Below are 20347 nucleotides of genomic sequence, written 5' to 3' on the forward strand. Positions count from 1 at the left end.
CGAATTGTTGAAATCTTCGCGGCCGCCGTAGTCCATGATGTGCAGCATCCAGGCGATGTCGAACAGACGCCACGTAGCGTTGCGCCGCTCCAGGATACGGCCATCGACGGCGGACACGTAAATCGTGGTGGCGTCCGCATCATCGAAGTCGATGCGCCAGCTTGCCCCGCGCTGCTTGCGAATCTCCAGCGTCGGTTTTGCAACCCATTGCGGCTGCCCAGCCTTTCCATCGCCAACATAATCGGCACGCGCCACGTCCAGCGCCTGGGCGGCGCTGACAGCAAGGGGCGCGCCGTTGCGCGCATCCACCAGCCAGCTTCCCTCACCGTTTTTCAGCAGGTAAGCCGGCACTTGCAGCAGCCAGCGGCTGTCGATCGTTTCAACCGGCTTGAGCGAAGCCGCCAGCACGTCGGCCGGCGCCACCAGGCCGGTCCTCGGCCACTCCGCAGCCGCCTTCAGCGGCGCCCGATGTGCGATGCCTTCGACCGCATCCTGGTCGAACAGGCTCATGACCATGCCGCTCGCCAGCCAGAGCAGGAACTGCAGCCCGACGACCAGCCCGACCCATTTATGCATCTTTCGCAGGAACGGCGTCATTTCGCGGCCCTCCTGCGCACGGTAAACCACAGCAGCCAGATTCCGCTCAACGCGAACAGGGTGCCGGCAATGGAAGCGCTGCGCAACAGCGTATTGTTGACGTTCGTGCGCTTGTCGTAATCCATGATATGCAGCATCCACAGGAAGTCGTAGGCCCGCCACAGGGAATGACGCTGCGCCACCACTTCTCCCGTCGATGGAGACACATACAGGCTGCTGCCATTGGAGTCGTCAAAATCGACGCGCCATAACGGCGCGCGGCGCGTAGCGACCTCTTTCGGCAATTGCCGCAGTAATTGAATGCTGCTCACACTGCCATCGCCCATGTACGCCTGTTGCGCCAGTTTCAATGCCTGCGCCTGCTCCAGCGGCTCCAGTTGCTTGCCGCTGGCCGCGTCCACCAGGCCGATGCCGCCGGCGTACTTCACCTCATACACTTCCCGCTCCAGCAAATGCTTCAGGCGGAACCCTGTCATGCCGGGGAATTGCGCCGCCAACTGTGACGGCTGCAGCACGACGGCTTTCGCCGCCATTGCAGGCCGCTCCACGTGCGACAGGTGGTCGCCGTGGATGATGTCTATCGATATTGCGGCCATATACACGCCGCTGGCCATCCAGAACAAAGCCTGGATGCCGACCAGCAGGCCAAGCCACTTGTGTAGCCGACGTGACCAGAATGCCTGTTTCATAAAGTCCTCTTTCTTTGCCCGCCGCACGCAACCATGCCGTGCGGCCTATCCTCCACCGCGCAAGGCGGCACCTCTTGTGGAAAATCCTGGAAACTCAGGAAGCGTGGTGGTGCGGGGGGCGTTCCGGGCCATCGGGGATATGGCTGGCATGGCAAGCCGGCAGCAAGCCAAAGTGCGGGTCAGTGCCGTCCCAGAATGCAGGCACGACGTTCGGGTCCGGCAATGCTGCCGAAGCGCAGCAGCAAGTGACGCAGGCGCCGCAAGCCGTGTGGCCCACGTCCGGCAGGACGCCGGCGCCCTTCTTCACCGCTTTGACGTCATGGCGCAGCGACTGCCTGGGCTGGTGCCCGCCGATTTCGCAAGACAGTTGCGCGACGCTGGCCAGCGCTTGCAGGGGCAAGGCCAGCATCAGCAGCCACAGCATCCATGTCCTGACGAATCGGTTCATGCTTTTTTACTTCGCAACTTCGATAGCAGTGACCATCATGGCGCCGTTGGCATTTTCAACGGTGAAGCGCACCTTGTCGCCGGCTTTCACCTTGTCCAGCATGGCGGCATCCTTGACGCGGAATACCATCGTCATGGCGCCCATACCCAGGTTTTTCAGTTCGCCGTGCTTGATGGTCAGCTTGCCGGATGGCTTGTCGACTTTCTTGATTTCTCCATTGGCGGTATCGGCCATGGCGTTTGTCGCCTGCTGGTCATGGTCCGCGTGGCCGCCATGGTCGGCCATGGCTGGCACGCCGGCCATGACTGCTGCCGCCAGGATTGCTGCCTGCAGGGTGGTGTGGATTGCTTTCATATTAATTCTCCAAAGTTGTATTGCGCCGCCGAAGCAGCAAGTATGCCGCAGGTACTACAAATAACGATAGCAGGGGCGCGGACAACATTCCCCCCACCATCGGTGCAGCGATGCGCTGCATGATCTCGGACCCCGTGCCGGCGCCCACCATGATCGGCACCAGGCCAGCCACGATGACCGTCACCGTCATGGCTTTCGGCCGTACGCGCAACACCGCGCCTTCACGGATGGCGTCCAGCAGGTCCACCTCGCCGTGGCGCCCAGCCGCTTCGCGCGCTTCCCACGCATGTTTGAGATAGAGCAGCATGATCACGCCGAATTCTGCCGCCACGCCGGCCAGGGCGATAAAGCCAACGCCTGTAGCCACCGACAGGTTATGGCCGAGTGCCCACAGCAGCCAGACCCCGCCGGCCAATGCAAACGGCAGCGTGGCCATGATCAGCGCTGCCTCGTCGGCGCGGCGGAATGTCAGGTACAGCAGCACGAAGATAATCAACAGCGTAGCGGGCACCACCACCTGCAGGCGCGCCGTTGCGCGCTCCAGGTATTCGAACTGGCCCGACCACGACACCGAATAGCCAGGCGGCAGCTTGACGCCGGCTGCGACGGCTCGCTGCATTTCCTGCACTGCGGAGCGCAAGTCGCGGCCGTGGATATCCACATACACCCAGCCCGACAACCGTGCATTTTCGCTGCGCAGCATCGGCGGGCCGTCGCTGATGCGCACCGTGGCCACGTCGGCAAGACGCAACTGGGCGCCGCGTTCCGTCAGCAGCGGCAAGGCGCGCAGGCTCTCCAGCGAATCGCGCAATTCGCGCGGGTAGCGCACGTTGATGGGAAAGCGCTGCAGGCCTTCGACGGTTTCGCCGACGTTATCACCGCCCACTGCGCTGGCAACAATGCTCTGCACTTCATCGATATTCAGGCCGTAGCGCCCCGCTGCCATCCGGTCGATCGTCACATCGATGTAGCGCCCTCCGTTCAGGCGTTCCGCCAGTGCCGACGACACCCCTGCCACCGGACGCACCACGCGTTCGATCTCGGCGGCGATGCGGTCGATTTCCTCCAGGCTGGCGCCCGACACCTTGATGCCGACCGGGCTCTTGATGCCGGTCGCCAGCATGTCGATCCGGTTGCGGATCGGCGGCACCCAGATGTTGGCCAGGCCCGGCACCTTGACGATGCGGTCCAGCTCCGCCACCAGCTTGTCGGGCGTCATGCCCGGCCGCCACTGGTCGCGCGGCTTGAACTGGATGGTGGTCTCGAACATTTCCAGCGGCGCCGGATCGGTGGCCGATTCCGCGCGACCGGCCTTGCCGAAGACGCTTTGTACTTCCGGCACGGTCTTGATCATCCGGTCGGTCTGCTGCAGCAACTGTTGCACCTTGCCCGCGCCAAGGCCGGGCAAGGCCGAAGGCATGTACAGCAAATCGCCTTCGTCCAGCGGCGGCATGAATTCGCCGCCCATGTGCGCCAGCGGCCAGAGCGACAGCACCGCCACCGCAGCCGCCATCGCCAGCGTGGCCTTCGGCCATTGCAGCACGCGCTCGAGCAGGGGCCGGTACAGGGCAATCAGCCAGCGGTTGAGGGGATTGGCATGTTCGTCGGGAATGCGGCCCCGAATCAGGTAGCCCATGAGGACCGGAATCAGCGTCACTGCCAGCCCCGCTGCCGCCGCCATCGCATACGTCTTGGTGAAGGCCAGCGGCGCGAACAGGCGCCCTTCCTGCGCTTCCAGGGTGAACACCGGGATAAATGACAGCACGATAATCAGCAGCGAGAAGAACAGCGCCGGCCCTACTTCCGCCGCAGCCGCAGCAATCACCTGCCAGTGCTCTTCGCCTTCCAGCGACCTGCCGGGATGGGCATGGCGCCATGCTTCGATGTGCTTGTGGGCGTTCTCGATCATCACCACCGCCGCATCGACCATGGCACCGATGGCAATCGCGATCCCGCCCAGGGACATGATGTTGGCGTTGACGCCCTGGTAATGCATGATCAGGTAGGCAGCCAGCACGCCCAGCGGCAGCGAGACGATGGCCACCAATGCGGAGCGCAGGTGGAACAGGAATACGGCGCAGACCAGGGTCACCACGACGAATTCCTCCGCCAGCTTGGTTTCCAGGTTGCTGACCGCCCGCCGGATCAGGTTGGAGCGGTCGTACACCGGCACGATTTCCACGCCCGGCGGCAGGCTGGCCTTGAGCGCCGCCAGGCGCGCCTTGACGGCATCAATCGTCTGCAATGCGTTCTTACCGGAGCGCATGACGATCACGCCGCCCGCCACTTCGCCTTCGCCATTCAGGTCGGCGATGCCGCGCCGCATTTCCGGACCAAGCTGGATGGTTGCCACGTCGCCCAGGCGCACCGCCACGCCGGACTCGCTGGCCGTCAGCGGAATCTGGCGGAAGTCTTCCAGCGAGCGCAGATAGCCCGACGCCCGCACCATATACTCCGCTTCCGCCAGCTCCAGCACCGAGCCGCCGGTCTCCTGGTTGGCGCGGCGGATCGCCTCGATCGCCTTGCCGTGCGTGATGTTGAAGGCGCGCAGCCGCGCCGGGTCGAGCAGCACCTGGTACTGCTTGACCATGCCGCCAAGGCTGGCCACCTCCGCCACGTTGGGCACCGCCTTCAGCTCGTACTTGAGGAACCAGTCCTGCAAGGCGCGCAGCTGCGCCAGGTCATGCTTGCCGCTGCGGTCGACCAAAGCGTACTCGAACACCCAGCCCACGCCCGTCGCATCGGGCCCCAGCGAGGCGCGTGCCTGCGGCGGCAGCCGTGACTGCACCTGGTTCAGGTATTCCAGCACGCGCGAACGCGCCCAGTATGGATCGGTGCCATCCTCGAACAGCACGTACACAAAGGAATCGCCGAAAAAGGAATAGCCGCGCACCGTGCGCGCGCCCGGCACCGACAGCATCTGCGTGGTCAGCGGGTAAGTGACCTGGTTTTCGACGATCTGCGGCGCCTGCCCGGGGAAGCTGGTGCGAATGATGACCTGCACGTCCGACAGGTCCGGAATCGCATCCAGCGGCGTGCGCTGCAGCGCCCATGCGCCCCATCCTGCCAGCAGCACGGACGCCAGCAGCACGAGGAAGCGGTTACGGATCGACCACAGGATCAGTTTCGCAATCATTTCTGCTCCCCGTGCTGGTGCGTTGGAGCGGAAGCCGGCGCCATCGACGTGACATGGAAGCTGCCGTCCGCCTGCTGCACGAACTCGAAGGTCACATGGTCGCCCGCCGCGACACGCAGCGGCAAGCCGCCTTGCGGCAGCTTGAAGGCCATCGTCATGGCCGGCCACTTGAGCGTGGCGATCGGGCCATGCGACAAGGTGATCTCGTCCTTATCCACCGCTTCCACAATCGCCTCGCCGCGATGCACCAGCGGCGCCGGGCCGGCCATGCGCTGGCCGCTGCCTTTCAGGCTCGCTTCCGAGTCGACCAGGAACTGCCCGGAGACCGCCACCTTCTGCCCGGACTGCAATCCGGCGCGGATTTCCACCTGCCCGCCACTCTCGGCGCCCAGCTCCACCCGCACCGGGGCGAACTTGCCAGCACCCTCTTCCACCATCACGACGTTGCGCGTGCCGGTGCGGATCACCGCTTCCGAAGGCACCAGCAAAGCTGGCTGCCGCCGGCCCGGCGCAAACGACATCGTCACGAACATGCCCGGCGCCAGCCGTCCGCCCGGATTGGACAGCTCGATGCGTGCGCGAATGGTGCGCGTCCCAGCATCGACCTGCGGCAGGATCGCCGCCACCTTGCCGTGGAGCTCTTTATCCGGCAAGGCTGCTGCGCGCGCCGTGACATCGGAGCCGACCGGCACCTGCGCCACCGCATTCTCCGGCAACTCCGCATTCACCCACACCGTCTCCAGGCCATTGATGCGGTACAGCGGCGCCCCGGCGGCGACAGCCATGCCTTCGCGCGCCGCCAGTTCAGTCACCACGCCGGCACGGGGCGCGACCAGCACCTGGCGCGCCAGCACGCGCCCGCCCGCCTCCACCTGTTGCACCTGCTGCTCGCTCATGCCAGCCAGTCGCATGCGTTGGCGGGCCGCATCCAGCAGGCCCGGCGCGGCGCCCGCCTGCATGCGGCGCACGGCAAGGAATTCTTCCTGCGCCGCCACCCAGTCCGGCATGGTGACCTCGGCCAGCGGCTGTCCGCGCCGCACAGCTTCCAGCGGGGCGCGTACCAGCACGCGTTCTACAAAACCGTTCGAGCGGGACTGGACCACAGCCACTTCCCGCTCGTCAAAAGCCACGTTGCCGACCGCCGATACGGTCAGCGGCAATGGCGCGCTGGCCACCAGCGCTGTGCGCACGCCCAGGTTTTGCTGCACGCGCGGGCTGATGCTCACCGCGCCGCTGTCGCCGCCCTCGTCGGCGTAGACCGGCACCAGGGCCATGTCCATATACGGCGACTTGCCGGGCTTGTCGAATTTCTGTCCCGGCACCATTGGATCGTGCCAGTACAAGGGTTTGCGGCCCTCCGCAGCCGGAGCCTGTGCCGGCGCCGCCTGGCGCTTGCCCAACTGGTAGCCGCCGATGGCGCCCACGGCGCCCAGCACGCCGGCCGCCACGATGGCGGCGATCATTGCGTTCTTTTTCATGGGTGGCCTTTCACTGGCTGGATATACGTCAGTTGCGCCCAGACGCGCGCATTGTCGCGTTCAAGCTGCAATGCCTGCAGGCGCTGCTCGCTCTCGGAGCGCCGCGCCGCCATTACCTCCACCAGGCCGGCCTTGCCGCCACGGTAGGCGGCAAGCACCGCCTCCGTACGCGCACTGGCGAGCGGCAGTACCTCCTTCTCGTAACGCGAAATGCGTTCGCGGCCAGCCTGCCAGTCGGCCAACTGGCTGCGTATTTCCGCCACGTGGTCGCGCAGCGCTTCGTCGCGCTCGGCCTGCGCCTGCTCCGCCATCGACAGCCGGGCCGACAACTCGCGCTCCTGGCGGTGGCCGCGGTCCCACTGCAGCGGCACCGACACGCCAAACGACACCATGCCCGGATAGCCCGGCCCACGCTGCTGCAGCGCCACTTCAACAGTCCAGTCGGAACTGCGGTTGGCGCGCGCCAGTCCCGCTTCCGCCTGCGCCAGCTCGGCCTGGCGCGACAACACCGCCACCTGCGGATGATGCTCGAGCGTCGCCTCCAGCTTCGTCGGATCAAGGGCAATGCTGCCGGTATCGACGCTGCCATCGAGCGCCACGTCCACCGGCTCGCCGGTCCAGCGCGCGAGCATGACGGCGGCATTGCGCGACTGCTGGCCCAGCTCCGTTGCACGGTCCTCCAGCGCCAGCACGGCCGCGCGCGCATCGAGCAGGCCGGATTGGGTGCCGCGGCCGCCGCGATAAGCCGCTTCCGCGGCCGCGATTTCGTCGCGCGCCAGGGCGGCTTGCCGTACCAGTTCCGCTTGCATGCGCTCGAGGTGGTAGCGGTCGAGCCAGGCGATGGCGGTGTCGCGCTGGATGTTCGCCGCCAGCGCCTCGGCCGCGGCCTTGCTGCGCGCCGCTTCGCTCTCGAAACGGGCAGCCCGCCAGCGGCGCTTGTCGCCGCTGGTCAGCTCCTGCATGACGCCAATGCGGCGCATGGTCATCGAATCCGCGCCGATGCGGTAGCGATCCGCACCACTGACGGGAAGGTTGTCGACGCCGGCTTTCAGCACCGGGTCGGGCAATTGCGCCGCTGCGACAGCCATGTCGCGCGCAGCATCAGCAGCATGGCCTTGCGCCGCCAGTTGGCGCGAACGCTCAACGGCGCGTTGCTGCGCCTGCGCCAGCGTCAGCGCAGGAGCCTCGGCAGCGAACGCCAGGGCGCAGCCAAACGCAAGGCAGCGCCAGATAAATGGGGAAAACATGAAACCTCCAGAGTGCAAAGGAAACCACGCGCTGGCCACACAGGCAGGCGCGAGACGTCGTCAGGCAATCTGGAAGGTCAATTACGGAAGCAGCAATGCTCTATGGAATGCGGCGGAGATAGACTGCGCGTCATATCTGGCGGGGCGGCAGCCCCTTCGCTGGACTCCGGGGCCCAGGCGTCGGCAACCACGGTCCCTGCCAGGTCGGCAGCGATGAATGGCAGCACGGGCGGCAAATCGGGCTTGTCCAGCGACTGCTTGGCCGCCAGGTTGCTCGCCTTCGCCTTGCACAGGCTGGGCTGCGCGGGGTCCATGCCGGCGCACTGGGCGCCGGTGGCGACCGGGTTTCCGGCGGTCGGGCAGGCATAGGAGGCCACGGCAAGCTGCATGAACAGCATGCTGAACAGCGCCACCACAGCGGCCACGATCCTGGAAGTCCGGCGGAATTTCATGGGGGCGATAATAGACCGTTTCTCTCAATCGATCAATGACTTCACCATTATTCTGCCGTCCGGCGCGGTCGCCTCTTGCCGTACCAGCAACTGCGTCGCCTTCGCCAGCCAGAATTTGGCCACCGTGCCAGGGCGGTTGTAGTCGGTCGTCAGCAGCCAGCAATCGACCGCCCCTTGCGGGCCCTGGATCGTTTCGCTGCCCACGACTTTCCAGGTAAAGCGCGCCGGCGCCGGGCCGCCAGGGTGATAGAACATGATGCTGGCTTCGTACCCTGCGGCGAGCGGCAAGGCTTGCAGGAATTCGATATCGGTCTCGAAATTGAAGGTCGGTTCGTAAGCGGCGAAATCATAGTCTTCCACCGTGCGCTTGCCCTCTTTCTCGCGGATGCGCTGGTGGGTGCGCGGCTTGAAGGTGTCCTTGTCGAACCAGGAGTCGAGCAGCACGACGCTGTTGTTGACACCATCCCAGCGCTGGCGGATCTGCATGCCGTCCGGCGCCTGGCGCACCTCGCGCGTCCAGATGTCGACCGGCGTATTGACTTCGCCATTACGAACGTAGCGCAGCCAGTGGTGCGTGCCCTCTTTTACCATCGCAATGCGCGGCAGCGGGGCGCCAACCTTGATCTCGGCCGCGCCCAGGGGAGCGCTGCAAAGCGCGAGAATGAACAGCCAGCGTCGGTGCATAACCTGGTCTCCTTGAAAGTCATGCAATTATGCCAGCGCTGCCATTTATTTGCGCAGTGCGATTTTTCTTTTGCAAATCATCGCCTTAACGCGCAGCCCCGGTGCTTGTTAACAGGCTTTTCCACAGAAAGCGTTAACAAGTTCGTTCAGGAGCGGCGCTTCCGGGCACGCGCCGAAGCGGCGGAGCCTGGCGCAGGCCCGGTCGACTCGCGCACCACGAACTCGCTCGGGAATTCGATGCGCTGGCGGCGTCCGGATTCGCCGCGGATGCGGCGCACCAGCTCCTGCACGGTGGCCTGGGCCATGGCTTCGAACGGATGCCGCAAGGTGGTCAGCGGCGGCTGCATCATCGATGCGGCGGGAATATCATCGAAACCGATGATCGAAATGTCTTCCGGGATGCGCAGGCCCTTTTCGCGGATGGCGTTCATCGCCCCCTGCGCCATCGCATCGTTGGCAGCGAAGATGGCGGTCGGCGGTTCAGCCAGTTCCAGCAACTGCCTGCCGCCTTCCAGCCCCGACTGCTCGTTGAAATCGCCTGGATAGACCAGTGCCGGATCGGTCTTGATGCCGGCATCGGCCAACGCTGCGAGATAGCCGCACTCACGCACGTCGCTCTGTCCCGTGTATGAACTGCCGCGTATGAATCCGATACGGCGGTGGCCCAGTTCAAGCAGGTGCGTTACCGCATCGTGCGCGCCGTTGACGTTATCGCCGCGTACCACCGGCAAGCTGGTCTCATGCCGGAAATAGTTCACCAGGATGATAGGGCTGGCACTCTTCTCCAGCGTTTCCAGGTAATCGTCGGTCATGCGCGGCAGCACATAGACCAGGCCATCCCACAGGCCATGCAGCAACTGGCTGACGCGCTTGCCTTTGCCGCCGCCCATATCGCCCAGCGAGTTATAAATGAAAAGATCCATGTCGAACTTGCGCACCTCCTCGCTGAGCGCCGTCACGAAGCAATTGACGACTGCCGACGACAAGTCGTTCACAACGACGCCAATGACATTGGTTTTCCCGCCCTTCATCATGCGCGCCAGCGCATTGGGCGTGTAGCCGAGCTGCTTGGCTGCCGCCTGCACCTTTGCCTTGGTTTCGTCCGAGGCATAACCATCGCCACTCAGTGCGCGCGAAGCAGTCATCACCGACACGCCGGCAACCTTGGCCACATCGGCCAGCGTCACACCTGCTTTTTTCATTTTCATCCTGCCGTCCGTTAACGTTATCCGTATTGTAGCGAGAGATGTAGCAGCTAAGGCAACTTTATGCTAGCGTTACCAATTCTCAACATGAGACAAGCTGATCCCATGACTTCGAAACATTTGCTTGTTGGCCTCGCGCTGCTGCTGGCGCTTGCCGCCGCCATGGCGGCGTCACCCACCGCCAACGGCGATCGCCTGCAAGTGCGCTGGGAACTGCAGGACGGAGGCAAAGGCGGCCGGCTTGAAGTCAGGAATCTGGACCACCATCCCCTGCCGGCGCAAGGCTGGGCGCTGTATTTCAACTGCATCGAATGCGCCGTGGCCGGGCCGCTGGCTGGCCAGCTCGCGATCGACGCGCTCGATGGCACCCTGTACCGCCTGCGCCCGCAACCGGGCTTTCGCGGCCTCGCGCCGGGACAGTCGCTGAACGCGGTCTACCGCGCTCCCAGCGCCGACGCCAAGGCCTACCGCGCCCCTTCCGGCCTGTACCTGGTCTATGAGGCGGCGCCGGACAAGGCGCAAGCCGTTGCCGACTACCTTATGCTGCCGCTGCCGCGCCCGGACCAGCTGGGAAAAGGCCAGGCGGTAACAGCCCAGGACCTGTACCGGCGCAACGCAGGAACGGATGTGCTGCCAGCCGGCGCCCTGCCGCCAGTCTTTCCCACGCCGCTGCAGCTGCAGCCAGGTGCCGGCACGCTGCACCTGGCAGCGGCGCCCGCCCTCGTGGTCGCTGACGGACTCGAACAGGAAGCCGCCCTTGCCGCCAGCCTGCTCAAGCAATACTGGCCCGTCGGCGCGGCCGCGCCATCCAGCGCCACCTTGCGGCTCTCAGTCGGCGCCGTCGCCGGCCAGTCGTCGCCGGAGGCCTATACCCTGGCCGTAACGTCCGGTGGCATTGCCATCACCGGCAACAGCGCCGCCGGGGTGGCGCACGGCCTGCAATCGCTGCGCGACCTGTTGCCGCTGCCCGGCGCCGGCCAGCAGCAAGCAGTAGAGTTGCCGCAGCTGGCGGTGACCGATGCTCCGCGCTTCGGCTATCGCGGCCTGATGCTGGACGTCAGCCGCAACTTCCAGCCCAGGCAAACCGTCTTGCGCCTGCTCGACCTGATGGCGCGCTTCAAGCTCAACGCCTTCCACTTCCATTTGACGGACGACGAGGGCTGGCGCCTTGAAATCGCCGGCCTGCCGGAACTGACCGCCATCGGCGCGGTACGCGGCCACAGCGCAAAACCTGGCGTGCGCCTGCAACCCGAATACGGTTCCGGCCCCAGCGCCAGCGATCCGCACGGCAGCGGTTATTACTCGCGCGCCGACTACCTCGAGATCCTGCGCTATGCGGCAGCCCGCCACATCGAGGTCATCCCGGAAATTGAAATGCCCGGCCATGCGCGCGCCGCAGTCAAGGCCATGGAGGCACGCTATCGGCGCATGAAGACCGCCGGCCAGGCAGATGCCGGCAAATACCTGCTGAACGACCTGGACGACCGTTCGCAATACAAATCAGCACAGAACTTCCATGACAACGTGATCAATCCGGGCCTGGAGTCCAGCTATGCCTTCATCGAGCACGTGGTCGGCCAGGTCGTCGCCATGCATCGCGAAGCCGGCGTCCCCTTGCGCACCCTGCACGTCGGCGGCGACGAACTCGCGGCGGGCGCCTGGGAGAAATCCCCTGCCAGCCGCAGCCTGATGGCGCGCCACCAAATGCCGACCACCGCCGACCTGTGGGATTACTTCTACGACCGGGTCGACGGCATCGTGCGCCGGCAAGGCGTGGCAACCGCAGGGTGGGAAGAACTGGGAACGCGCAAGCTGACACCGAACCCGCGTTTCGCCCAGCGCGGTTTCCGGCTGCACGTCTGGAACAACGTCGGCGCCGCGGCCGACCTGGGCTACCGCCTTGCCAATGCCGGCTACGACGTGATCCTGGCGCCCGCCACCAGGCAATACCTGGACATGAGCCACAACCTCAATCCCGATGAGCCGGGCGTGAACTGGGCCAGCTATATCGAGCTCGATGACGTCTACAACGTCGTCCCGCTCGACAAGAGCTTGAGCGACGCCGGCAGGCAGCGCATCCGCGGCCTGGAAGCTGCGCTGTGGACCGAAACCATCCGTGATCCTGCATTGATCGACTACCTTCTGGTGCCGCGCCTGCTGGCCATGGCCGAACGCGCCTGGGCCGCCGATCCTGCATGGGCCACCGAAACCGATGCCGCCCGGGCCTCCGCCTTGCACCGCGCCGAGTGGTCGCGCTTCGCCAATGCACTGGGCCAGCGCGTGCTGCCGCGCCTCGACCTGGAGCTAGCCCCGCTTGGCCCCGTCCACTACCGCATCGCACCGCCCGGGCTGTCGAGCGTTGGCGGCAAGGTCCACGCCAATCACGCCCTGCCCGGCCTGGCACTGCGCTACACCAGCGACGGCACCGAACCGCATGCCGCCAGCCCGCTGGTAGGGGGGCCAATCGCCGATCGCGGCCTGATCCAGGTGGCCGCCTTCGACCGCAACGGCAGGCGCGGCGCTGTATCGCGCATCGAAAATCCCTGATCGTTTCGTGCGCTGCGTGACGCGCAAGCCGAATTGCCGTATCCTCCCGAAGCGGTATTGCCTTAAATATAACATTGTGAAATTATTTATTTCGGGAGACTACATGAAGAGCATATTGGGCGCCCTGGCGCTGGCATGTTGCGCAGCGCAGATTCCGGCAAACGCCAACACGATTTACCTGACCCGCCACGCCGAGAAATCGGCCACCGGCACCGACCCTGTGCTGACCGCGGAAGGCCAGGCTCGCGCCACCAACATCGCCGCCACGCTGAAAGACGCCCAGGTCAGGCACATCTACTCGACGGCGTACCAGCGCACGCAGCAGACTGCGCAACCCCTGGCGACCTACCTGAACCTGCCCGTCGCCACTTACGATGGCGGCCAGCTGGCCACGTTCGCGCAGCAACTGCGCGCCTTGCCCGACAACGCGCTGGTGGTCGGCCATTCCGACACCACGCCCGAGCTGATCCGGCAACTGGGCGGCGATCCGGGCGGCGCCATCGCGGAATCGGAGTTCGACCGCCTGTACCAGATGACGTTTGCCGCCGACGGATCGGTTACCACCACCCTGCTGCATTCGATGCCAAGCACCCTGAACCTGCCTTGCGCCAGCGTGACGCTGAACCAGTCCAACCTGTCCGCCACGGCAGGCAACTGGCTGTACTTCAGCATCAACGTGCCCGAATGCGCGAATACCCTGAACGTGAACATGAGCGGTGGCAGCGGCGACGGCGACCTGTACGTCCGCTTTGGCGCTCAGCCGACTGCCAACGATTATGCCTGCCGCCCCTATAAGACGGGTAACAGCGAGTCCTGCGCGCTGAGCAATCCGCAGGCAGGCACCTGGCACATCGGCATCCGCTCCTACGCCACCTTCAGCGGCGTAACGCTGAACGCCAGCGCAAACCAGTAAGCCCGGGGTCAAGCGCGCTGCAAGGCCTGCTCCCGGATCTCAGTCAGGTATTTGCGCAGCACATGCAAATCCACCGGCTTGACCAGGTAATGCTGCATGCCGGCGCCGGATGCGCGCCGGCGCGCCTCGTCATGTCCCCAGCCGGTCATGGCGATGAAGACGATGTCCCCGCCGCCGTCCAGGTCATGGATGCGGCGGGCGGCTTCGTAGCCTTGCATGTCGGGCAGGCCGATATCCATCAAGACGGCATGCGGGTGAAATCGCCCTGCCAGCGCAATCGCCGCCTGCCCGTCGTTGGCCTTGGCGACCGTGCAGCCCTCCATTTCCAGCATCACCTGCAGCATGTCCGCACCGTCTTCATTGTCGTCCACGACCATGACGCGCAGCGTGTCGTCGGAATGGCCGAGGGAGGGTCCTGCAGCCGGCCGCTCCTTGCTGCGGCGCTCAGGCACCACGATCGGCATGCGCAACACGAATTCGCAGCCATTGCCGCGACCCTCGCTGGTAACGGCGATACTCCCGCCGTGCATGCGCGTGAAGCGCTCCGCCAGGCTGAGACCGATCCCCAGCCCGCCTAGGGTATGCGCGCGTCCAGCCTGGCCTTGCACGAACAGGTCGAAGATGCGCGAACGCGCCTCCGGCTCCAGCCCGATCCCATGGTCGCGCACGGTAAACACGATATCCTCGCCGTCCGCTTCCGCATGCAGGTGAATGGTCGATTTCGGCGGCGAAAACTTGGCTGCATTGTTCAACACATTGGCCAGGCTCTGGACCAGGCGCGCCCGGTCGCCGAACAGCAGCACGCTGCCTGCAGGCTGGCGCAGGTCCAACACATGCCCGCAGGAGTCGAACTGCTGGCGGCAGATTTCCACCGCATGCTGCAGCACCGTCGCTGCGCTGACACGCTCGCATTGCAGGGCCACCTTGTCATTGGTGATGCGCGCCACGTCCAGCAGGTCGTCCACCAGGCGAGTCAGGTGCCGCACCTGGCGTTCGACCACCTGGCTGATGCTGCGCACCTTGGGATCACTGTTCGGAATGGTGTTCAGCACGTCCATCGCGGTGCGGATCGGCGCCAGCGGGTTGCGCAGTTCATGGCCGAGGATGGCCAGGAATTCATCCTTGCGGCGGTCGACTTCCCGCATCTCGTACTGGCGCCGGCGCGCGCGCCGCGCCGACAGCGCCGCGCTCACCAGCGTTGCCCTGCGCACCGGCCGTTCGAGCAGCGTGACGTTGCCGACGCGCTCGAAAATCCTTTGGACGCCAGGCGAATCCAGGCCCTCCTTGCTCAGGACCAGCACCGGCAAGTCCGACCAGGTTGGCTGCGCGGCAAGAAAACCGGTCAGCTCGCGCATGAAATCGTCGTTGAAGGCTTCTTCGATCACGAACAGGGCCGCGGCGCCCTCCTCCAGTTCCGCCACCACCGCGTCCAGTTCAAGGCAGATATGGCAAACCACGCGCGCCTGCCCCAGCACCTGCTCGATCAGGCGCGCATCCTTGCCGATCGGGGAAAAAACGACGATGCGCTGTTCCAGCTCACTCATGGCTTGCTTCGTCCTCGCCTTTGCCTACCGTGACGGGAACCCCGGTCAGGATTCCGCGCAAGCCTCTCAGCACCGGCCCCACCACGATCCCCTCTCCGGTGATGGCGAAAGAGCGCAAGGTAGTCTCGTGCCGGCTGCCGCGTTTCTTGAACACCGACAAGGCTTTGTGCACCTCGCCGCCGGCCTCGTAGTAGCGCAGCAGCAGCATGTTGTCGGCCAGGTAGCTGACGTCCACACTGCTGCCCATCGCGCCGATCACGCCGTGCTGCACCCCGACCAGGAAAGTCGCCACCCCACGCTGCCCGAGGTAGGTCAGCACTTCACGCAAGTGCGTGGTGAGGAAGCGCGCCTCCGGCATCGCATTCAGGTAGCCGTTCAGGCTGTCGATCACGATCACCTTGGCGCCTTCGTCAGCAGCCTTGCATACCGCATGCGCGAACTGGCCGGGCGACAGTTCGGCCGGGTCGATCTGGTTTACCTGCAACAGGCCCGATGCCAAAGGCTTGCGCAAATCCATGCCAATGCCATCCGCGCGGTGAAGCAGGGTATTGAAGGATTCTTCGAACACAAACATCGCCGCCTTTTGCTGGCGGGTGGTAACCGCATTGACGAACTGGGCCGCGAGGCTGGACTTGCCGGTGCCTGGCGGCCCTGAGATCAGGGTGCTCGACCCTTCCTCGATCCCTCCGCCAAGCAAGGCATCGAGCGTCGGCAGGCCGCTGGCCACTTGCTGCCGCGCCACCAGTTCGCGCGATGCGGACGTGACGATCCGGGGATAAGCCACCACGCCGCCGGAAACGATCACATAGTCGTGCGGGCCACGCCGATAGTCGATGCCGCGGTACTTCAGCACACGCAGCACGCGCCGCTCGGCGCCGTACCCTGAGTCGAGCTGCTGCAGCGAGATCACACCGTGCGCAATGCTGCGTACCTGCTGGTCGCCACCCACGGCTGTCTTATCGTCCAGGAACAGCGCCGTGCAGGCACGCCGGGCGAAATACTGCTTGAGCGCCAGCACGTGGCGCCGATAGCGCAAGGGGTTGGCCGCCAGCAGCTGGAGTTCGGACAGGGAATCCAGCACCACGCGGGTGGGATTGAGCTTGTCGATCTGCGCGAGGATCAGGCGGTTGGTTTCGCCCAGTTCGATTTCGGACGGATGGAACACCGTGTACTGCTCATCCGGGTCCAGCACGCCTTCGGCCGGGATGATTTCGTGCACGGTAATGCCGTCCATCGAGAAACCGTGCGATTGCGCAACGGCACGCAGCTCAATTTCGTTTTCGGCCAGCGTGATGTAGAGCACCGCTTCCCCGCAACGGGCCCCTTCGACCAGGAACTGCAGCGCCATGGTGGTCTTGCCGGTGCCGGGGTCGCCTTCGAGCAGGTACAGCCGGTCCTTGGTCAGGCCCCCGGCCAGGATCGAATCGAGGCCGGCAATGCCGGTCGAAATGAACGCATCAGTCTGCTTGTTCTGCGGCTGGAGCATGGCGGTCCTGCACGAAGATTGTCGATAAGACACTATAGCAGTAGTTGCCGAAAGACTTGTTTCGATTGCCCGTTCCTTGCGCACGAGAATTTTTTCAAATTAAATCAATTACTTGGCTCAGTGAGCGCAGCCTTGTTAACAGGGTTTTCCACAGAAACCGTTAACAACTTCCCCTCGCCCAGCAGCCACTGCCATCCGCGCCTGGGCTGCGCCGGACGACGACGGCGCCAGCGCCCCGTGGCTGCTGACGCATTCGGAGTCGCGCCACTTGCGCCGCATTGCCGCAGCCTACGCCCGCCCAGCTGGAACCGTCAGGCTGGGCTAGCCGGGTCATCCGGCATGGCGCAGGCGCAACGCATTGCCGATGACGGAGACCGAACTCAGGCTCATTGCCAGCGCCGCGACCATGGGCGACAGCAGCATTCCCGTCGCCGGGTACAGCACTCCCGCCGCCAGCGGAATGCCAAGCGCGTTGTAGGCAAACGCAAAAGCCAGGTTCTGGCGCATATTGCGCACGGCATCGCTCGATATCGCCCGGGCCCTGGCGATACCGCGCAAGTCGCCCTTGACCAGGGCCACATGGGCGCTGTTGATGGCGACGTCGGTTCCCGATCCCATCGCAATGCCGACATCCGCCCGCGCCAGCGCCGGGGCGTCGTTGATGCCGTCGCCGGCCATGGCCACGATGCGTCCTTCCCGTTGCAGGCGCTCGACCAGCTGCAGCTTGTCCTGCGGCTTGACTTCGCCGTGGACTTCATCGATGTTCAGGCGCGCCGCTACGGCGCGTGCCGTGGTCAGGCCATCGCCAGTTGCCATGATCACGCGCACGCCCTCTGCCGCGAGGGCGGCAATGGCCTCCGCCGAACTCTCCTTGACCGGGTCCGACACGGCCAGCAATCCGGCCAACTGGCCATCGACCGCCAGCAGCATGACGCTGGCGCCGCTGGCGCGCAGCGGTTCGGCCGGGCCGGACAAGGCGTCCCAGGCCACGCCGTCCGCGTCCATCAGGGCCGTGTTGCCCAGCGCAAGCCGGCGCCCCTCCACCACGCCGCGCACGCCGATTCCGCTGGCGGACTCAAAAGCCGACGGCTCCACCAGGCGCAGCCCGCGCTGACGGGCCTGCGCGACCAGCGCGTGCGCCAGGGGGTGCTCGCTGCCAAGGTCCAGGCAGGCAGCCAGCCGCAGGACTTCATCGCCCTCCCAGCCAGGCGCCGCCGCCACGCTGTCGAAAGCCGGCTTGCCCTCGGTCAGGGTGCCGGTCTTGTCGACAATCAGCGTGTCCACCTTGCGCAAGGCTTCTATGGCGGCAGCGTCGCGGAACAGGATGCCCTGGGTCGCGGCGCGGCCGGTTGCCGCCATGATGGACATCGGGGTCGCCAGGCCAAGGGCGCAGGGGCAGGCAATGATCAGCACCGCCACCGCATTGACGAAACCGAACACCCAGCGCGGCTCCGGCCCGAACATGCCCCAGGCAAGCAGCGTCAGGACTGCCAGCAGCACCACCGCGCCGACAAAATATCCCGCTACCACGTCTGCCAGGCGCTGCATCGGCGCGCGCGAACGCTGCGCCTGCGACACCATCTGCACGATTTGCGCCAGCATCGTCTCGCCGCCGACCTTTTCGGCACGCATCACCAGGCTGCCGCTGGTATTCAATGTGGCACCAACCAGCTTGTCGCCGCTGCGCTTGCTGACCGGCAGCGGCTCACCGGTCAGCATCGATTCGTCGACCGAGCTTTCGCCGCTCACCACCACGCCGTCGACCGGCACCTTTTCGCCGGGGCGAACGCGCAGCATGTCGGCCACGTGCACGTGGCCCAGCGGGATATCCTCTTCCTCTCCGCCTTCGCGAATGCGGCGCGCGGTCTTGGGCGCAAGGCCGAGCAGCGACTTGATCGCGGCCGAGGTCTGCGAGCGCGCCCGCAATTCGAGCAACTGCCCCAGCAAGGTAAGCGAGACGATCACCGCCGCCGCTTCAAAATACACACCAATCCTTCCATGCTCCGCCAGCGATGGCGGAAACGCGCCTGGAATAATTGTCGCAATCACGCTATAGCCATATGCCGCCAGCACGCCGGTGCCGATCAGGGTCCACATATTCGGGCTGCGTGCCTTCAGCGATTCAATCCAGCCCAGCAGGAAGGGCCAGCCGGCCCACAGCACGACCGGGGTCCCGAGCAGCAGTTCGATCCAGCTTTGCCCGCCCAGGCCTTTCGGGAAAAGGCGATGGCCGAACATCGCCAGGACGGTGACCAGCACCGTCAGCGGCAGCGTCCACCAGAAGCGCCGCGTGAAATCGGCCAGCTCGGGGTCGCCCTCATCTTCCAGCGCCGGCAGCAGCGGCTCCAGCTTCATGCCGCACTTCGGGCAATTGCCCGGCGCCGGCTGGCGCACTTCGGGGTGCATCGGGCAGGTATAGACCGTCTCGCCTGTATCCACTAACGCTTACCTCCATTGAATCTACTGGCCAGCCAGGCAAACGTCGCCCCCATGGCAAATGCCCACAAACCCATGATCCAGGCCGCGCTGAAATAAGAGCGCCAATTGTAGCCCTGCTCCGGCATCAGCCGCGCAAAGTCCATGCCATGGAAAATATCGCCCACAAAAGCGACAAAGGCCGCTGGCCACAACAACGCCGCAACGGTGCACAGGCTATAGAACAACACGACGGTCAGCGCCAGGGCGCAGCCGGTTGCGAAAGGTTTCATGATGGTCTCCTTACATTGCGCCAGCGCGGAATGAAGGCCGGCGTCCGCGCGGCATAGTCCAGGTACGCCGCGCCGAATTCCCGCACAGCGTCCTGCTCTTCGCTGCGCGCCAGCCGGACATAGACTGCAACCAGCACGGGGAACATCAGCATGGTAAGCAAGGTAGGCCATTGCAGCAGGAAACCCAGCATGATGAGGATGAAGGCAAGGTACTGCGGATGGCGCAGCCGGGCGTAGAGCCCGCTGGTCGCCAGCCGATGCCCCCTTTGCGCCGCGTACAACACATTCCAGGCCGAAGCCAGCATGATGAAACCGCCGAATATCAGCAGGTTGCTCGTCAGATGGAAGACGCCGAAATGCGGATTGCTGCGCCAGCCGAACGTGGCCTCCAGCAGGTGCCCTGCGTCGTGCGAAAGAAAGTCAATGCCGGAAAAGTGCTTCGACAGCCACGGCAGCAGCAGGTAGATCGTCAACGGGACGCCGTACATCTCTGTGAACAGCGCAACGATGAAAGCTGAAAAGGCGCCCAGCGAGCGCCATTCTCTGCCGCGCTGCGGCCGCGTGAAGCTGAAGGCAAACAGGATGAAGACCGCTGAGTTCAGGAATACCAGCGGCCACAAGCCATAGGCAGCTTCATCGCTCATGGTCCGCCTCCCCACCGTGGTGATGCCGGTGCCCATGGTGATGGAACAGGTGCATCAGGGGGCAAGCCAGGAACAGGAGATAAGGCAATATGCCCATCACATGCGCCCGGTGCTCCGTCCACAGGAAGAATGCCGCCACGGCCAGGAAGCCCCAGAGTACCCAGCGGGAGCGCCAGAAAGGTTCAGGATTCATGATGGCCTCCGTCATCCTTGAC

16 protein-coding genes and 1 pseudogene are annotated in these 20347 nt (G+C 65.0%); 2 read left to right on the forward strand and 15 right to left on the reverse strand.

Annotated elements, in window-relative coordinates:
* Positions 1–3: 3 nt before the first annotated feature.
* The 9 genes and pseudogenes from ACN9MZ_RS19355 to ACN9MZ_RS19395 form a co-directional block, all read right to left on the reverse strand.
* A pseudogene (locus ACN9MZ_RS19355) lies at positions 4–1286 on the reverse strand (PepSY domain-containing protein); the annotation flags it as partial.
* Positions 1287–1380: 94 nt separating this feature from the next.
* On the reverse strand, positions 1381–1734 hold the full coding sequence (locus ACN9MZ_RS19360) for a hypothetical protein (protein ID WP_426338577.1): 354 nt from the start codon (positions 1732–1734) through the stop codon (positions 1381–1383).
* A gap of 6 nt (positions 1735–1740) precedes the next feature.
* Positions 1741–2088, reverse strand: a complete 348-nt coding sequence (locus ACN9MZ_RS19365; protein WP_426338578.1) for a copper-binding protein — start codon at positions 2086–2088, stop codon at positions 1741–1743.
* 1 nt (position 2089) lies between these two features.
* Positions 2090–5224, reverse strand: coding sequence for an efflux RND transporter permease subunit (locus tag ACN9MZ_RS19370; protein ID WP_426338579.1), 3135 nt, complete (start codon positions 5222–5224; stop codon positions 2090–2092).
* Positions 5221–6702 carry an efflux RND transporter periplasmic adaptor subunit gene (locus ACN9MZ_RS19375; RefSeq protein ID WP_426338580.1) on the reverse strand — a complete coding sequence of 494 codons (1482 nt, stop codon included), beginning with the start codon at positions 6700–6702 and terminating at the stop codon, positions 5221–5223. Before ACN9MZ_RS19375 ends, ACN9MZ_RS19370 begins: the two co-directional genes overlap by 4 nt.
* Positions 6699–7949, reverse strand: a complete 1251-nt coding sequence (locus ACN9MZ_RS19380; protein ID WP_426338581.1) for a TolC family protein — start codon at positions 7947–7949, stop codon at positions 6699–6701. Before ACN9MZ_RS19380 ends, ACN9MZ_RS19375 begins: the two co-directional genes overlap by 4 nt.
* Before the next feature lie 77 nt (positions 7950–8026).
* Positions 8027–8401: a hypothetical protein gene (locus ACN9MZ_RS19385; RefSeq protein WP_426338582.1), complete on the reverse strand. Its 375-nt coding sequence runs from the start codon at positions 8399–8401 to the stop codon at positions 8027–8029.
* A gap of 24 nt (positions 8402–8425) precedes the next feature.
* Positions 8426–9085, reverse strand: a complete 660-nt coding sequence (locus tag ACN9MZ_RS19390; protein WP_426338583.1) for a hypothetical protein — start codon at positions 9083–9085, stop codon at positions 8426–8428.
* A 146-nt stretch (positions 9086–9231) separates the two neighbouring features.
* Positions 9232–10287, reverse strand: coding sequence for a LacI family DNA-binding transcriptional regulator (locus tag ACN9MZ_RS19395; RefSeq protein ID WP_426338584.1), 1056 nt, complete (start codon positions 10285–10287; stop codon positions 9232–9234).
* A gap of 108 nt (positions 10288–10395) precedes the next feature.
* Here ACN9MZ_RS19395 and ACN9MZ_RS19400 point away from each other — a divergent pair, with 108 nt between their 5' ends.
* Both ACN9MZ_RS19400 and ACN9MZ_RS19405 read left to right on the forward strand, forming a co-directional pair.
* Positions 10396–12837: a family 20 glycosylhydrolase gene (locus ACN9MZ_RS19400; RefSeq protein WP_426338585.1), complete on the forward strand. Its 2442-nt coding sequence runs from the start codon at positions 10396–10398 to the stop codon at positions 12835–12837.
* A 103-nt stretch (positions 12838–12940) separates the two neighbouring features.
* Positions 12941–13750, forward strand: a complete 810-nt coding sequence (locus ACN9MZ_RS19405; protein WP_426338586.1) for a pre-peptidase C-terminal domain-containing protein — start codon at positions 12941–12943, stop codon at positions 13748–13750.
* A gap of 8 nt (positions 13751–13758) precedes the next feature.
* Here the strand turns inward: ACN9MZ_RS19405 and ACN9MZ_RS19410 are convergent, their stop codons facing one another.
* The 6 genes from ACN9MZ_RS19410 to ACN9MZ_RS19435 all read right to left on the reverse strand — a co-directional run bounded on the left by ACN9MZ_RS19410 (position 13759) and on the right by ACN9MZ_RS19435 (position 20340).
* A complete protein-coding gene (locus ACN9MZ_RS19410) occupies positions 13759–15294 on the reverse strand; it encodes a hybrid sensor histidine kinase/response regulator (RefSeq protein WP_426338587.1) in 1536 nt (511 codons plus the stop codon).
* Positions 15287–16780, reverse strand: coding sequence for an ATPase domain-containing protein (locus ACN9MZ_RS19415; RefSeq protein ID WP_426338588.1), 1494 nt, complete (start codon positions 16778–16780; stop codon positions 15287–15289). The genes ACN9MZ_RS19410 and ACN9MZ_RS19415 overlap by 8 nt, the downstream gene beginning before the upstream one ends.
* A 330-nt stretch (positions 16781–17110) precedes the next feature.
* Positions 17111–19219, reverse strand: coding sequence for a copper-transporting P-type ATPase (locus tag ACN9MZ_RS19420; protein ID WP_426338589.1), 2109 nt, complete (start codon positions 19217–19219; stop codon positions 17111–17113).
* Positions 19219–19488, reverse strand: coding sequence for a DUF5676 family membrane protein (locus tag ACN9MZ_RS19425; protein WP_426338590.1), 270 nt, complete (start codon positions 19486–19488; stop codon positions 19219–19221). The genes ACN9MZ_RS19420 and ACN9MZ_RS19425 overlap by 1 nt, the downstream gene beginning before the upstream one ends.
* Positions 19485–20132 (reverse strand): methyltransferase family protein, encoded by a 648-nt coding sequence (locus ACN9MZ_RS19430; protein ID WP_426338591.1) that lies wholly within the window; start codon positions 20130–20132, stop codon positions 19485–19487. The genes ACN9MZ_RS19425 and ACN9MZ_RS19430 overlap by 4 nt, the downstream gene beginning before the upstream one ends.
* Positions 20122–20340 carry a DUF2933 domain-containing protein gene (locus tag ACN9MZ_RS19435; RefSeq protein WP_426338592.1) on the reverse strand — a complete coding sequence of 73 codons (219 nt, stop codon included), beginning with the start codon at positions 20338–20340 and terminating at the stop codon, positions 20122–20124. Before ACN9MZ_RS19435 ends, ACN9MZ_RS19430 begins: the two co-directional genes overlap by 11 nt.
* Positions 20341–20347: the final 7 nt, after the last annotated feature.

It is taken from the genome of Pseudoduganella sp. S-14 (assembly GCF_049913285.1).
Taxonomy (GTDB): domain Bacteria; phylum Pseudomonadota; class Gammaproteobacteria; order Burkholderiales; family Burkholderiaceae_D; genus Rugamonas.